Raw genomic sequence first — 13,679 nt, forward strand, 5'->3', positions numbered from 1 at the left:
TAACGATGGGCGGTCCGTTGCCATATCGACCTCTCCAACTGGACCCCGGCCTTCGCCGGGGAGGTGCATCGGGCTGTGAGAACCCCGCGCCCCGCCGCGCGCATCCTGCTCGTCGACGCGCAGGACCGCGTGCTGATGTTCCGCTTCACGCCCGATGATCGCCCGCCGCTCTGGTGCACGCCGGGTGGCGCGGTAGATCCGGGCGAGAGCTATGCCGCCGCCGCCCGCCGCGAGCTTTGGGAAGAGGTCGGGCTCGACATGGACTGCGGCCCCGAGGTCGCGCGTCGCGTCGTCGACTTCCGCACCTTCGAGGGCGTCGAGGTGACCGCCGACGAACGCTATTTCCGCGTCGACGTGGATACGTGCGACGTCGCGGCGGGCGGGCTCACCGATCAGGAGCGCAAGCTGCTCGTCGGTCACCGCTGGTTTTCCCGAAACGACATCGCGGGGCATGACGAAGTCCTCTATCCAGCGGACCTCGTCGAACTCCTCGACGCCACGGAGACACGCCATGCTGGATGATTTCGTCCTCCAGACCATCCTGCCCTCGACGCATGATCTGGGCGGCTTCAAGGTCCACCGCACCTTGCCGAACAAGGACCGGACGATGGTCGGCCCGTTCCTGTTCTTCGACCAGATGGGCCCCGCGCATCTCGAGGTCGGTACGGGCATCGACGTGCGCCCGCACCCGCACATCAACCTGTCGACCGTCACCTATCTGTTCGACGGCGCGATCGACCACCGCGACTCGCTCGGCACGAAGGCACGGATCGAGCCCGGCGCGGTCAATCTGATGACCGCGGGCCACGGCATCGTCCATTCCGAACGCTCGCCCGGCGACGAGCGCGCCGGCGGGCCGAACCTGTCGGGTATCCAGACCTGGCTGGCGCTGCCCGAGGCGGTCGAGGAGATCGATCCCGCGTTCGAACACGTCACCAAGGCGCAATTGCCGGTGATCGAGGCGCATGGCGCCCGCTCGCGGATCATCATGGGGAGTCTCTGGGGCCAGAACGCGCCGACCACGACCTATTCGGGCACGATCTACGCCGACATCGCGCTCGATCCCGGCGCGAGCGTGCCGATCGACGCGGCCGCGGAGGAGCGCGCGGTCTATCTCGCCATGGGCGAGGCGACGCTGGAGGGCGTGCCGCTCGAGCCGCAGGTGCTCTACGTCCTGCGCCCCGGCATCGCGGCAACGCTGCGCTCGGCGACCGGCGGACGGGCGATGCTGTGCGGCGGCGATGCGTTCACAACGCCGCGCCACGTCTGGTGGAACTTCGTCAGCTCGAACCGCGACCGGATCGAACAGGCGAAACGCGATTGGAATGCGGGCAATTTCCCCAAGGTCCCCGGCGACGAGAAGGAACGGATCGAGATCCCGGCGATACCCAAGACGGTCAGCTACCCCTGACCCCCGGATAAATCCTCCCCCGCCAGGGGGAGGATCGCAAAATGGATCCGACCCTTGTCCCGCCCCGCGCGGTACCGCACACTCCCCTTATCGGTGCAGACCATATCGACCCCCGACCAGATCCGGGGCACCATGCGGGAGAGAGACATGACCGAGCTGCAGAGCCTCCGACTATCCACCGGCGTCGACCTCGACGTCGCGATCAGCGGCGATCCCGCCAACCCGCCCGTCATCCTCCTCCACGGCTTCCCCGAATCGCACCGCACCTGGCGCCACATCGCCCCCGACCTCGCGCGCGACCATTATGTCATCGCCCCCGACCAGCGCGGCTATGCGCGCTCGTCGAAGCCCGAGGGCGTCGCCAATTACACCCCCGACAAGATCGTCGCCGATCTGCTCGCACTCGCCGATCAGCTTAAGATCGACCGCTTCACGCTGGTCGGGCATGACTGGGGCGGCGCGGTCGCCTGGATGGCCGCGCTCCAGCATCCCGACCGCATCGAACGGCTGGTGATCGTCAACGCCCCCCACCCGCTCGTCTTCCAGCGGACGATCTTCGACGATCCCGAACAGCGCAAGGCGAGCCAGTATATCCGCCGCTTCCGCGACACGAGCATCGACCAGGGCCTCACCGGCGCGGGCCTCGAGAAGTTCCTAGGCTCGACTTTCGCGCATCACGTGACGCAGGCGATCGCGGGCAAGGACAAGGCCGCCTATCTCGACGAATGGTCACAGCCCGGCGCGATGACCGCGATGCTCAACTGGTACCGCGCCAGCGCGATCGTCGTCCCCGCGATGGACGAGACACCGCCCCGCCCCGCCTTTCTCGACGCACCCTTCCCGCCGATGAAGATGCCGGTCCTAGTGATCTGGGGCATGCGCGACACCGCGCTGCTGCCGAGCCAGCTCGACCTCGCCGACTATGTCCCCGAACTGACGATCGAGAAGGTCGATGCAGGGCATTTCGTGCCCTGGGAAAAACCCGACGCAGTGATCGCCGCGATGCGCCGCTGGGGGATCTGACCGCCCACTCCTCGTCCTCCTGACGAAAGTCAGGATCCAGAGTCGCAGGAGACTGTCTTCAGTAAACCTGGATCCTGACTTTTGTCACGATGACGAAAGTGGTGGAAGGCGTAGCCGCCACCTGTCTGAATCCTGACCAGCACATTCTGAAACCGTTCAGCGGCCGGGGAGCAAATCCCCTGTCATGCCGTTTGATACGGCGTCGAAGACAGGAGAGCATTATGCGTAAGATCATCCTCGCGGCTGTAGCCGCCGCAACCTTGGTCCCCACGTTTGCCAGCGCGCAGAGCTATGGCGAAGTCCGTCGCAGCGACCGTGAAGTGCGTCAGAGCCAGCGCGAACTTCAGCAGGCGCGCCGTTTCGGCGACCGCGGCGACGTCCGCGATGCCCGCCGCGAGCTGCGCGAAGACCGTCAGGAGCGCCGCGAGGACTGGCGTGACTATCGCCGCAGCCACGCCAACGTCTATCGTCGTCCGGCCTATGTCGGCCCGCGCGGCTATCGTTATCGCCCGATCAACGTCGGCCACCGGTTCGCGCCGCAATATTATGGCCGCAACTACTGGATCAACGACTACCAGACCTATCGCCTGCCGCGCCCAGGCTTCGGCTATCAGCGCTGGGTCCGCTATGGCCGCGACGTCGTCCTGGTCGACACGCGCAACGGTCGCGTCGCACAGGTCAACAACGGCTTCTTCTACTAAGGCGCCACGACGGCCCGGGAGCGATCCCGGGCCGTATTGTTGTGGCGATCGGGGCGATCCGGTTGCACCCTCCCCAGCCCGATCGTAAAGCCCGGCGCGTGCCAGACTCCCAGATCATCATCGCCGTCCCCAAGGGACGTATCCTCGCCGAGGCTTTGCCGCTGCTCGCCCGCGCCGGCATCCATCCCGAAGCGGCGTTTTCGGACGAGGACAGCCGCGCGCTCCGCTTCGCGACCAACGACCCGGACATCTCGCTGATCCGTGTCCGCGCGTTCGATGTCGCGACGTTCGTTGCGCACGGCGCGGCGCAGCTCGGCATCGTCGGCTCGGACGTGATCGCCGAATTCGGCTATTCCGAACTTTATGCCCCGGTCGATCTCGGCATCGGTCATTGCCGCCTGTCGGTCGCCGAGCCCACCGAGATGGCGGCGAAGGACGATCCGCGCGGCTGGAGCCATGTCCGCGTCGCGACCAAATATCCGCACGTCACCGCCGCGCATTTCGCCGCCCGCGGCGTCCAGGCCGAATGCGTGAAACTGAACGGCGCGATGGAGCTCGCCCCGACGCTCGGCCTCGCGCCGCGTATCGTCGACCTCGTCTCGTCGGGCCGCACGCTCAAGGAAAACGGCCTGGTCGAGGTCGAGCGGATCATGGACGTCACCAGCCGTCTGGTCGTCAACCGCGCCGCGATGAAGACGCGCGCTCGGGTGGTGCCGCTGGTCGAGGCGTTCCGTCGTGCCGTCGAGCAGGAGCAGGCCGCATGATCCGCCTTTCCGCCACCGACGCCGACTTCGCCGACCGCTTCACCGCGCTTGTCGAGGATCGCCGCGAATCGGACGCCGGCGTCACGCAGGACGTCGCCGCGATCATCGCCGCGGTCCGCCGCGACGGCGAGACCGCGCTGCGCGACCTGACGCAGAAGCACGACCGCCACGACCTCGAGACGACCGGCTGGCAGATCGACGCCGCCAATTGCAAGGCCGCATTCGACGCGCTCGAGCCCGAGCTGCGCACCGCGCTCGAACTCGCCGCCACGCGCATCCGCGCCTATCATGAGAAGCAGCGGCCGCTCGACAGCGACTCGGTCGATTCGGCGGGTGTCCGGCTCGGCGCCCGCTGGCTGCCGGTCGACGCGGCGGGCATCTATGTCCCCGGCGGCCGTGCGGCCTACCCCTCGTCGTTGCTGATGAACGCGATCCCCGCCAAGGTCGCAGGCGTCGGCCGTCTCGCCATGGTCACGCCGACGCCGGATGGCCAGATCAACCCGCTCGTTCTCGCCGCCGCGCATCTCGCGGGCGTCGACGAGGTCTGGCGCGTCGGTGGCGCGCAGGCCGTCGCCGCGCTCGCTTACGGCGCCGGCCGGGTCGCGCCCGTCGACGTCATCACCGGCCCCGGCAACGCCTGGGTCGCGGAGGCCAAGCGCCAGGTTTACGGCGTCGTCGGCATCGACATGGTCGCAGGGCCCTCCGAAATCGTCGTCGTCGCGGATGCGCTGAACGACCCCGAATGGACCGCCGCCGATCTGCTCAGCCAGGCCGAGCACGACACCACGACGCAGTCGATCCTGTTCACCGACGACGCGGCGTTCGCCGACAAGGTCGCCGACGCGGTCGATCGCCAGCTCAGCGAACTCGCCACCGAGGCGGTCGCGCGCGTCGCCTGGGATGCGAACGGCGCGATCATCGTCGTCGACACGCTGGCGGACGCGATCCCGCTGGTCGACCGGCTCGCCGCGGAGCATCTTCAGCTCGCCATCCCCGACCCGCAAGGGTTCTTCGACCGCATCCGTCACGCGGGCTCGGTGTTCCTCGGCCGCTACACCCCCGAGGCGATCGGCGATTACGTCGCCGGTCCGAACCACGTCCTGCCGACCGGCCGCCGCGCGCGGTTCGCCAGCGGCTTGTCGGTGCTCGACTTCATGAAGCGCACCAGCTTCCTCGCGCTCGACGAAGCCGCGCTGCGCGAACTCGGCCCCGCCACCGTTGCGCTCGCCAATGCAGAGGGTTTGCCGGCCCACGCAAAATCGGTGGCGTTGCGGCTTCGCCTCAACCACTGATTTTTGTTCGCGCGGAGGCGCGGAGGCGCGGAGATGTTGTATGCGGCGCAGCCGCTCCGATCATCACCAGCAGGTGATTGGAGGGCCGCTGCGCGGCAAGTTCGACACCTCCGCGTCTCCGCGTCTCCGCGCGAACCAATCTTCTTCGCTTAGACACGCCCGAAACGCGAAGGGCTGACACGCAGCCCCCCCGCGCGTACAGGCAACCGCTTATGTCCAGAACCGCTCCCCGCACCAAGGCACGCGCCGCCGCGCGACTCGCCGCCGTCCAGGCGACCTACCAGCATGAGATGGAGGGCACCGCGATGCCCGTCCTGCTCAACGAATTCCATCAGCACCGGCTCGGCGCGACGATCGAAGACGTCGAATATGCCGAGGCGGACGTCGATTTCTTCGACGACCTCGTGACCGGTGCGAATGCCCGCAGCGGCGAGATCGATCTGCTGATCGAGGGCAAGCTCGCCAAGGGCTGGACGCTCGCCCGCCTCGACAAGCCGATGAAGGCGATCATCCGCGTCGGCACCTACGAACTGCTGGCGCGCAAGGACGTGCCGGTCGCCGCGGTGATCAGCGAATATGTCGACGTCGCGCACGCCTTTTACGACAAGCGCGAATCGGGCTTCGTCAACGGCCTGCTCGACGGCATCGCGAAAGAGGTCCGGGCGTAATCTATCGTCATCCTGGGCTTGACCCAGGACCCAGAGTAACAGGACGGAGCGTTCGTTACTCTGGGTCCTGACTTTCGTCAGGATGACGCTGCTGTATTGGCGGAGGACATGACCGAAGCCGAGTTCATTGCAGCCCTGCGCCGCCTCCCGCTCCACCCCGCAGCGCGCGGCCTGAACGACGACACCGCGCTGCTCGACGCAGGGCCGCTCGTCGTCACCACCGACACGCTGGTCGAGGGCGTGCATTTCCTCCCCACCGACCCCGCGCAGGATGTCGCGTGGAAGCTCGTCGCGACCAACCTGTCCGATCTCGCCGCCAAGGGCGCGGTCCCCGAGGGCATCCTGCTCAACTACCCGCTCGGCGACGACGCATGGGACCGCGCGTTTCTCGAAGGCCTCGCCGACGTCCTTACGGCCCATGACACGCGGCTGATCGGCGGCGACACGGTCACCCTCCCCCCGGGAGCACCCCGCATCCTCACCGTCACCGCGTTCGGCAGCGACGCCGCCGCCCCCGCCCGCGCCGGCGCAAAGCCGGGGGACGCGCTCTACGTCACCGGCACGATCGGCGATGCGGGCGCGGGACTGGCTATCGCGCTCGGCAGGAATGGCCCGGCCGAACTCCTCGCCGCGTACCGCCGCCCGCAGCCCCGGCTTGCCGATGGCCGCCGCCTCGCCCGCCACGTCCATGCGATGATGGACGTGTCCGACGGGCTGCTCATCGACGCCGCGCGGATGGCGCTGGCGAGCGGCCTCGCTGTCGCGATCGATCTCGCCGCCATCCCCCTCTCCGCCGCCTATCTCAGGGTTTCGGGCGATCGGGTCGCGGCGGCGATCGCGGGCGACGACTATCAGCTGCTGTTCGCCGCGCCCGAAGATTTCGCCACCGATGCCACCCGAATAGGGGCGTTCTTGACGGGATCGGGGCTGGTCCTTCACGATGCCGGCACGCCCGTCCCGCTGCCGCCAAGTCTAGGCTATGAGCACCGCGCCTGACGGTCGCTTGCGCAATACCCCTGCACTGATAGGTTCCTTGGACGGGACTCGGCAAAGCCGAGACCGGGGAGGAACTGAAAAAAGGGATAGTGCCGTATGACGACCGTCTATCTGGCCATGATCTGCGGCGTCATCGCCGTCCTATATGGCTTCGTCACCAGTCGGCAGGTGCTCGCCGCCTCCCCCGGCAATGCGAAGATGCAGGACATCGCCGCCGCCATCCAGGAGGGCGCAAAGGCCTATCTCGGCCGCCAGTACACGACCATCGCGATCGTCGGCGTCATCGTCGCCGTCATCCTGCTCGCCACGCTCGGTGTCATCTCGACGATCGGCTTCGTCATCGGCGCGGTGCTGTCGGGGGTCGCGGGCTATGTCGGCATGAACATCTCGGTCCGTGCGAACGTCCGCACCGCAGAGGCCGCGCGCACCTCGCTCCAGGCCGGGCTGACCATGGCGTTCCGCTCTGGCGCGGTCACCGGCATGCTCGTCGCAGGGCTCGGGCTGCTCGCGATCAGCGCCTTCTTCTGGTACCTGACCGGTCCCGCGGGTCACGCGCCCAACGACCGGATCATCGTCGAGGCACTGACCGCGCTCGCGTTCGGGGCCTCGCTGATCTCGATCTTCGCGCGGCTCGGCGGCGGCATCTTCACCAAGGCGGCGGACGTCGGCGCGGATCTGGTCGGCAAGGTCGAGGCGGGCATTCCCGAGGACGATCCCCGCAACCCCGCGGTCATCGCCGATAATGTCGGCGACAATGTCGGCGACTGCGCGGGCATGGCCGCCGATCTGTTCGAGACCTACGTCGTCACCCTGGGCGTCACGATGATCTCGATCGCGCTGCTGATCCAGGCCAGCGGCGCCGAGCTGATGCGGCTGATGACGCTCCCGCTGCTCGTCGGCGGCGTGTGCATCGTCACCTCGATCATCGGCACCTACATGGTCCGGCTCGGCGGCGGCAGCATCATGGGCGCGCTCTACAAGGGCTTCTTCACCTCGACGATCCTGTCGATTCCCGCCATCTACCTCGCCACGCAATATGTGCTCGGCGACCTTCACCGCGTGATCGGCGGTGCAGGCTATCTCGATCCCGCGACCGACGACCTGACCACCCAGGCCGCGCCGTCGCTGACGCAGAGCTTCACCGGCATGGACCTGTTCTGGTCGATGATGATCGGGCTGGTCGTCACCGGGCTGATCGTGTGGATCACCGAATATTATACCGGCACCAACCACCGCCCGGTCCAGTCGATCGCCAGGGCATCCGAGACCGGCCACGGCACCAACGTCATCCAGGGGCTCGCGATCAGCCTCGAATCCACCGCGCTGCCCACCCTTGTCATCGTCGTCGCGGTGATCGTCGCCTACCAGCTCGCCGGGATCATCGGCATCGCCTTTGCCGCCACCGCGATGCTCGCCCAGGCGGGCATGGTCGTCGCGCTCGACGCCTATGGCCCGGTCACCGACAATGCCGGCGGGATCGCCGAGATGGCGGGCCTGCCCGATGACGTCCGGCAGAAGACCGATGCGCTCGACGCGGTCGGCAACACCACCAAGGCGGTGACCAAGGGCTATGCGATCGGCTCGGCCGGGCTTGCCGCACTCGTCCTGTTCGGCGCCTATACCACCGACCTCGCGACCTATTTCCCGCAGGTCACGGTCGATTTCAGCCTCAGCAATCCGTACGTCATCGTCGGGCTGCTGCTCGGTGCGCTGCTCCCCTATCTGTTCGGCGCGTTCGGGATGACCGCGGTCGGTCGCGCGGCGGGCGCGGTCGTCGAGGAGGTCCGCGCGCAGTTCCGCGACAATCCCGGCATCATGCTCGGCACCAGCCGCCCCAATTATGCGCGCACCGTCGATCTCGTGACGAAGGCGGCGATCCGCGAGATGATTGTGCCCTCGCTGCTGCCGGTGCTGTCGCCGATCGCGGTGTATTTCATCATCACCGCGGTCGCCGGCCAGGCCTCGGGCTTCGCCGCGCTCGGCGCGATGCTGCTCGGCGTGATCGTCTCGGGTCTGTTCGTCGCAATCTCGATGACGAGCGGCGGCGGCGCCTGGGACAATGCCAAGAAATATATCGAGGACGGCAACCACGGCGGCAAGGGATCCGAGGCGCACAAGGCCGCGGTGACCGGCGACACCGTCGGCGATCCCTACAAGGACACCGCCGGCCCGGCGGTGAACCCGATGATCAAGATCACCAACATCGTCGCGCTGCTGCTGCTCGCCGCACTCGCGGGCGGCGGGGTGGGCTGACCCGACGATCCTCCCCCGCAAGGGGGAGGTAGCAGGTGCAGCCTGACGGAGGGGGCGGCACGCGCTGCCCCCTCCGTAACACCCCCCCGCCAATACCGCCGTAACGGACCCGATAGACCGTCCGCGGATGCATCTGGCTTGGACGGACCGGCTTTTGCCCCCGCATCCTGCCCCGATGCGCAACCGCCCCGAAAACCACCTCTTCTATGGCGACAATCTCGCCGTCCTCCGCAAGGAGATCGCCGACGAGAGCGTCGACCTGATCTATCTCGACCCGCCGTTCAATTCGAACGCCACCTACGGCATCCTGTTCAAGGAACCCGACGGCCGCGCCTCGAACGCGCAGATCGAGGCGTTCGAGGACAGCTGGCACTGGAACGACAGCGCCGAGGAAGCCTTCGACCAGGTCGCGCGCAGCGGCAACACCAAGGCATTCGACCTGCTCAACGCGATGCGCGGGTTTCTCGGCGACAATGACATGATGGCGTATCTGGCGATGATGGCAGTGCGGCTGCTCGAACTGCACCGCGTCCTGAAACCGACCGGCAGCCTCTATCTCCACTGCGACCCGACCGCGAGCCACTATCTGAAACTTCTTCTCGACGCGACGTTCGGCAAACGGCAGTTTCAGAACGAGATCATCTGGAGCTATCGGCGCTGGCCGACGGTCTCCCACCGCTTTCAACGGATGCACGACTGCCTGCTGTTCTACAGTAAGACCGAAACGGGCAATCTGTTCAACGTTCTGACGATGCCCCCGTCGGCGAGTTCGATCAAACGTTGGCGCGGGGCGATGCAGAAAGTGACCTTCGCTCCCGACGGAACCCGCAATCCCACGCAGGAGAGCGGCACGTCGCCAGGCGTCGCGATGAACGACGTATGGGACATTCCTATCATCGCCCCGGTGTCGCGGGAGCGTCTCGGCTATCCGACCCAGAAGCCGGTGGCCCTGCTCGAACGCATCATCGGCGCGTCGTCGAACGAAGGCGACGTGGTGCTTGATCCGTTCTGTGGATGCGGCACGGCGGTCCATGCCGCGCAGAAAATGGGCCGGCAATGGATTGGGATCGACATCACGCATCTCGCCATTTCGCTGATCGAAAAGCGCATGAAGGACGCGTTTCCCCGCGTCACCTTCACGGTCGAAGGCACCCCCAAGGACCTCGCCTCCGCACGCGATCTGGCGCTGCGCGACAAATACCAGTTCCAGTGGTGGGCGGTATCGCTGGTCGACGCGCTCCCCTTCGGCGGCCGCAAGAAGGGGGCGGATGGCGGGATCGACGGGCTCATCTATTTCAACGATCACGATGTCGCCGCAGGAAAGATGGTCACGCACCGCGCGATCGTCTCGGTCAAGGGCGGGCTCAATCCCGATGTCGCGATGGTCGAGACGCTCGCCGCGACGATCGCGCGCGAAAAGGCGCCGATCGGCGTGCTGATCATGAACGCCAGGCCCACGCGCGAGATGGAGCGCCGCGCCGCCGCGGTCGGCATCTACCGCGCCGGCGTCGACGAGACGTTCCCGCGGCTTCAGATCCTCACGCTCGCCGACCTGTTCCAGGGCAAGCGGCCGCGGATCCCCAATGTCGACCGCGCCGCCTTCCGCCGTGCCGCGCGCGAAGCCACGGGCACACAGCCCGGGCTGCTGTGACGCGCCCTTGTTTCGGACGCGGCGAACACCGACATCCAGGTCTGAGGGGCGCGTATGGGCATAAGGGCCATGCGCGCCTTTCGGGCGTGCTTTCCTTTTTCGCCAAGCTGCGGTAAGGGCGCTCGTCCCGAAATTCCCCCAATTCAGAGATTATATTTGGCCAAGGAAGAACTGCTCGAGATGCGCGGCCGCGTGGTGGAACTCCTCCCCAACGCGATGTTCCGGGTACAGCTCGAAAACGACCACGAGATTCTCGGTCACACCGCCGGCAAGATGCGCAAGAACCGCATCCGCGTGCTGGTCGGCGACGAGGTGCTGTGTGAGCTCACCCCGTATGATCTGACCAAGGGTCGCATCACCTACCGCTTCAAATAAGCGCTGGCCGCGGGTCGTCCGCGGTCGTGCAGCAAGATCGAGGCAATTGTGCTCGTCCTAGCCTCCTCCTCGCCCCGCCGCCGCGACCTGCTGGCGCGGCTCGGCGTCGTGCCGTCGCGCGTGGCGTCCCCCGATATCGACGAAAGCCCGCACCGGGCCGAAGTGCCGCGCGCCTATGCGCTGCGTCTCGCGGTCGAGAAGGCATGCGCGGTCGATCGCGCGGCGGGTGAGATCGTCATCGCCGGCGACACCACCATCGCGCTCGGCCGCCGCATCCTGCCGCCCGCCGATACGCCCGACATCCAGCGCGACCTGCTCGGCAAATTGTCCGGGCGACGTCATCACTGCCTGTCCGCGGTCTGCGTGATCGACGCCGCCGGCACCGTCCGCACCCGCCTCGCCGACACGATCGTCGCGTTCAAGCCGCTCTCGAGCGCCGAGATCGACGACTACATCGCGTGCGGCGAAGGGCTCGGCAAGGCGGGCGGCTATGCGATCCAGGGCCGCGCGGAGGCGTTCGTGCGCTTTCTCTCGGGCAGCCATTCGGGAGTCGTGGGGCTCCCGCTGTTCGAAACCCGCGCGCTGCTGAAGACCGCCGGTCTCGCGCTTGCCTGAACCCGGTCCCGTCTGGCTCTACGAAGCCGGCATCGGCGAAGACCGCGCCGCGCTGGTCGAGAATGACCAGATCGTCGAGGCACTGATCGAGCGCGACGACGTGGCGCTACGCGTCGGCCATGTCGCGCGCGCACGCCTCGTCGAGGCGCTGGGCGGCGGGCGCGGCCGCGTCGCGCTCGACGGCGGCGAGGCGCTGGTCAGCCATCTGCCGCCCGGCATCACGCAGGGCGCCAGCCTGACCGTCGAGATCGTCCGCGAGGCCCTGCCCGAGGCCGGCCGCGCCAAGCTCGCCAAGGCGAACGCCACCGACCGGTCGCACTGCGCCGCGCTGACGCTGTACGACCGTCTCGTCGCGACCGGCCTGCCGATCCATGCCCCGCGCGCGCACGAGCCCGACGCGCTGGAAGCCGCGGGCTGGTCCGAACTGCTCGACGAGGCGATGAGCGGCGAGATCGTCTTCCTGCTCGGCGCGCTGCGGCTGTCCCCGACGCCGGCGATGACGCTGTTCGATGTCGACGGCGCGCCGCCGCTCGACGCGCTGGCGGTCGCCGCCGCGCACGCCGTCGCGCGCGCGATCCGCCGCCACGGGATCGGCGGCTCGATCGGCGTCGACTTCCCCACCATCGCCGGCAAGGCGCAGCGCAGCGCCGTCGCCGCCGCGATCGACGCGTCGTTGCCGCCCCCGTTCGAGCGCACCGCGGTCAACGGCTTCGGCTTCCTGCAGATCATCCGCCCGCGCGCCCGCGCGTCGATCCCCGAGATCCTCCGCGCCGATCCCGTCGGCGCCGCCGCCCGCGCGGCGTTGCGCACGCTCGAGCGCACCCCGCCGACCGCCCCGCGGCGCCATGCGCTGCCCGCCGCGGTCCATGCCCGCCTCATGGCGCACCCCGACTGGCTGGCGACGCTCGCCCGTCGTACGGGCGTCGTCCACGATCTGGAGAGCCGTTGATGCCCGCCGTGAAATGCCCGATCTGCGGCCAGCCCGCCGTCCCCGGCTACGCCCCCTTTTGCTCGAGTCGGCACCGCGACCGCGACCTGCTGCAATGGCTCGGAGAGGGCTATCGCATCCCCGGCCGCGCAATATCGCAAACGGGGCTAGACAGCGGTGAAGAGCCCGACTAAACGCGCCCTTCCGATCGCACGATCGGCCCTTCATCCGATCCCGATCGGACGATGCCCGGATAGCTCAGTTGGTAGAGCATGCGACTGAAAATCGCAGTGTCGGCGGTTCGACCCCGTCTCCGGGCACCATTTTTCTTCTGATATTGCAACGCCGAACCGTACTTTGCGGCAGGCGTTCACGTGCGTTCAGCCGCCGCATCATGCCGTTCATGGTCCAGCCTCGCCCGGGCGGCCATCCAGCCCATAGTCTTGTCAATTGTGCTCCACATCGCATGGCGCTCTGGCATTTGAGAGCTGTTTTGGATTCACTCCGACAAATACTTGCAAAGCCCGACATCCGGGTTAGTGTGAGCGCTATCGCAAATGCTAAATTGCGCATCTCCGTCTGAAGTCGGAGACATGCAATTCGGTCGCCCATGCCTCACGCACGATGAGGCAATGCGACCCATGAGGGGAGGCAAGGATGGGCTCGACGACGTCTGCTGCTTCCACCGTTGCGGCCCAAAGCCCGACGCTCGCCCGCCGTGGCCCTGCAGTCGCGCACGTGATCAGCGTTGCCGCACTGACGTGCGCGCTGCCCGCCTTCGCGCACGACACTGCCATTCAGAGCAACACGCTACCCCTGCCCGCGATAGACGGCGCTGGTAACGACATAGTCGTCAGCCTCCGCGCACGCACGGCGGTGATGCCCGGCTCGATCGAAAACGACGCCCCGACACGCCGTCTGGTGGCCAGCCCGCCTCACCACCGCGATCGTATCCACCGTTTCGTTCGCTCCGGGCTCCAGCCCGTCTGACCTGCCAGAGGA

General features: G+C 67.5%; 15 protein-coding genes and 1 tRNA gene. All 16 read left to right on the forward strand.

The features are described from left to right. Positions 1-75: 75 nt before the first annotated feature. A complete protein-coding gene (locus SOM18_RS16240; RefSeq protein WP_056408949.1) occupies positions 76-522 on the forward strand; it encodes an NUDIX hydrolase in 447 nt (148 codons plus the stop codon). Beyond that, positions 512-1,411, forward strand: a complete 900-nt coding sequence (locus SOM18_RS16245; protein WP_320481983.1) for a pirin family protein — start codon at positions 512-514, stop codon at positions 1,409-1,411. The genes SOM18_RS16240 and SOM18_RS16245 overlap by 11 nt, the downstream gene beginning before the upstream one ends. A gap of 147 nt (positions 1,412-1,558) precedes the next feature. Next, positions 1,559-2,434, forward strand: coding sequence for an alpha/beta fold hydrolase (locus SOM18_RS16250; RefSeq protein WP_031441072.1), 876 nt, complete (start codon positions 1,559-1,561; stop codon positions 2,432-2,434). A 221-nt stretch (positions 2,435-2,655) separates the two neighbouring features. After that, positions 2,656-3,135 (forward strand): RcnB family protein, encoded by a 480-nt coding sequence (locus SOM18_RS16255; protein ID WP_031441073.1) that lies wholly within the window; start codon positions 2,656-2,658, stop codon positions 3,133-3,135. A gap of 98 nt (positions 3,136-3,233) precedes the next feature. Then, positions 3,234-3,899, forward strand: a complete 666-nt coding sequence (gene hisG / locus SOM18_RS16260) for an ATP phosphoribosyltransferase (protein ID WP_031441074.1) — start codon at positions 3,234-3,236, stop codon at positions 3,897-3,899. After that, the gene (gene hisD, locus SOM18_RS16265) at positions 3,896-5,191 is read left to right on the forward strand and encodes a histidinol dehydrogenase (RefSeq protein WP_031441075.1); all 1,296 of its coding nucleotides are present in this window, start codon (positions 3,896-3,898) and stop codon (positions 5,189-5,191) included. Before hisG ends, hisD begins: the two co-directional genes overlap by 4 nt. 212 nt (positions 5,192-5,403) lie before the next feature. Further along, a complete protein-coding gene (gene nusB, locus SOM18_RS16270; RefSeq protein ID WP_031396492.1) occupies positions 5,404-5,859 on the forward strand; it encodes a transcription antitermination factor NusB in 456 nt (151 codons plus the stop codon). 108 nt (positions 5,860-5,967) lie between these two features. Further along, the gene (thiL, locus tag SOM18_RS16275) at positions 5,968-6,855 is read left to right on the forward strand and encodes a thiamine-phosphate kinase (protein ID WP_031441076.1); all 888 of its coding nucleotides are present in this window, start codon (positions 5,968-5,970) and stop codon (positions 6,853-6,855) included. A gap of 96 nt (positions 6,856-6,951) precedes the next feature. After that, on the forward strand, positions 6,952-9,108 hold the full coding sequence (locus tag SOM18_RS16280; protein ID WP_031441077.1) for a sodium-translocating pyrophosphatase: 2,157 nt from the start codon (positions 6,952-6,954) through the stop codon (positions 9,106-9,108). Between the two features lie 175 nt (positions 9,109-9,283). Beyond that, on the forward strand, positions 9,284-10,759 hold the full coding sequence (locus SOM18_RS16285; RefSeq protein WP_320481984.1) for a DNA methyltransferase: 1,476 nt from the start codon (positions 9,284-9,286) through the stop codon (positions 10,757-10,759). A gap of 156 nt (positions 10,760-10,915) precedes the next feature. Next, positions 10,916-11,134, forward strand: a complete 219-nt coding sequence (gene infA, locus SOM18_RS16290; protein WP_031441079.1) for a translation initiation factor IF-1 — start codon at positions 10,916-10,918, stop codon at positions 11,132-11,134. A gap of 45 nt (positions 11,135-11,179) precedes the next feature. Beyond that, entirely contained in the window at positions 11,180-11,749 is a 570-nt protein-coding gene (locus tag SOM18_RS16295; RefSeq protein WP_031441080.1) for a Maf family protein, read from the forward strand. Continuing rightward, positions 11,742-12,698, forward strand: a complete 957-nt coding sequence (locus tag SOM18_RS16300) for a ribonuclease (protein WP_320481985.1) — start codon at positions 11,742-11,744, stop codon at positions 12,696-12,698. The genes SOM18_RS16295 and SOM18_RS16300 overlap by 8 nt, the downstream gene beginning before the upstream one ends. Then, a complete protein-coding gene (locus tag SOM18_RS16305) occupies positions 12,698-12,871 on the forward strand; it encodes a DNA gyrase inhibitor YacG (protein ID WP_081874320.1) in 174 nt (57 codons plus the stop codon). The genes SOM18_RS16300 and SOM18_RS16305 overlap by 1 nt, the downstream gene beginning before the upstream one ends. A 53-nt stretch (positions 12,872-12,924) precedes the next feature. Continuing rightward, positions 12,925-13,000, forward strand: a tRNA-Phe gene (locus SOM18_RS16310). A 334-nt stretch (positions 13,001-13,334) separates the two neighbouring features. Beyond that, positions 13,335-13,667, forward strand: coding sequence for a hypothetical protein (locus tag SOM18_RS16315; protein WP_031440992.1), 333 nt, complete (start codon positions 13,335-13,337; stop codon positions 13,665-13,667). Positions 13,668-13,679: the final 12 nt, after the last annotated feature.

Source organism: Sphingomonas sp. CFBP9019, from assembly GCF_034045155.1.
Classification (GTDB): Bacteria; Pseudomonadota; Alphaproteobacteria; order Sphingomonadales; family Sphingomonadaceae; genus Sphingomonas; species Sphingomonas aerolata.

What these genes read in the sequence shown, in the direction of transcription:
- SOM18_RS16315 (WP_031440992.1), top strand. Translation starts at nt 13,335, where the DNA reads ATGGGCTCGACGACGTCTGCTGCTTCCACCGTTGCGGCCCAAAGCCCG.
- SOM18_RS16285 (WP_320481984.1), top strand. Translation starts at nt 9,284, where the DNA reads ATGCGCAACCGCCCCGAAAACCACCTCTTCTATGGCGACAATCTCGCC.
- nusB (WP_031396492.1), top strand. Translation starts at nt 5,404, where the DNA reads ATGTCCAGAACCGCTCCCCGCACCAAGGCACGCGCCGCCGCGCGACTC.
- hisD (WP_031441075.1), top strand. Translation starts at nt 3,896, where the DNA reads ATGATCCGCCTTTCCGCCACCGACGCCGACTTCGCCGACCGCTTCACC.
- SOM18_RS16305 (WP_081874320.1), top strand. Translation starts at nt 12,698, where the DNA reads ATGCCCGCCGTGAAATGCCCGATCTGCGGCCAGCCCGCCGTCCCCGGC.
- thiL (WP_031441076.1), top strand. Translation starts at nt 5,968, where the DNA reads ATGACCGAAGCCGAGTTCATTGCAGCCCTGCGCCGCCTCCCGCTCCAC.
- SOM18_RS16245 (WP_320481983.1), top strand. Translation starts at nt 512, where the DNA reads ATGCTGGATGATTTCGTCCTCCAGACCATCCTGCCCTCGACGCATGAT.
- SOM18_RS16255 (WP_031441073.1), top strand. Translation starts at nt 2,656, where the DNA reads ATGCGTAAGATCATCCTCGCGGCTGTAGCCGCCGCAACCTTGGTCCCC.
- SOM18_RS16280 (WP_031441077.1), top strand. Translation starts at nt 6,952, where the DNA reads ATGACGACCGTCTATCTGGCCATGATCTGCGGCGTCATCGCCGTCCTA.
- SOM18_RS16250 (WP_031441072.1), top strand. Translation starts at nt 1,559, where the DNA reads ATGACCGAGCTGCAGAGCCTCCGACTATCCACCGGCGTCGACCTCGAC.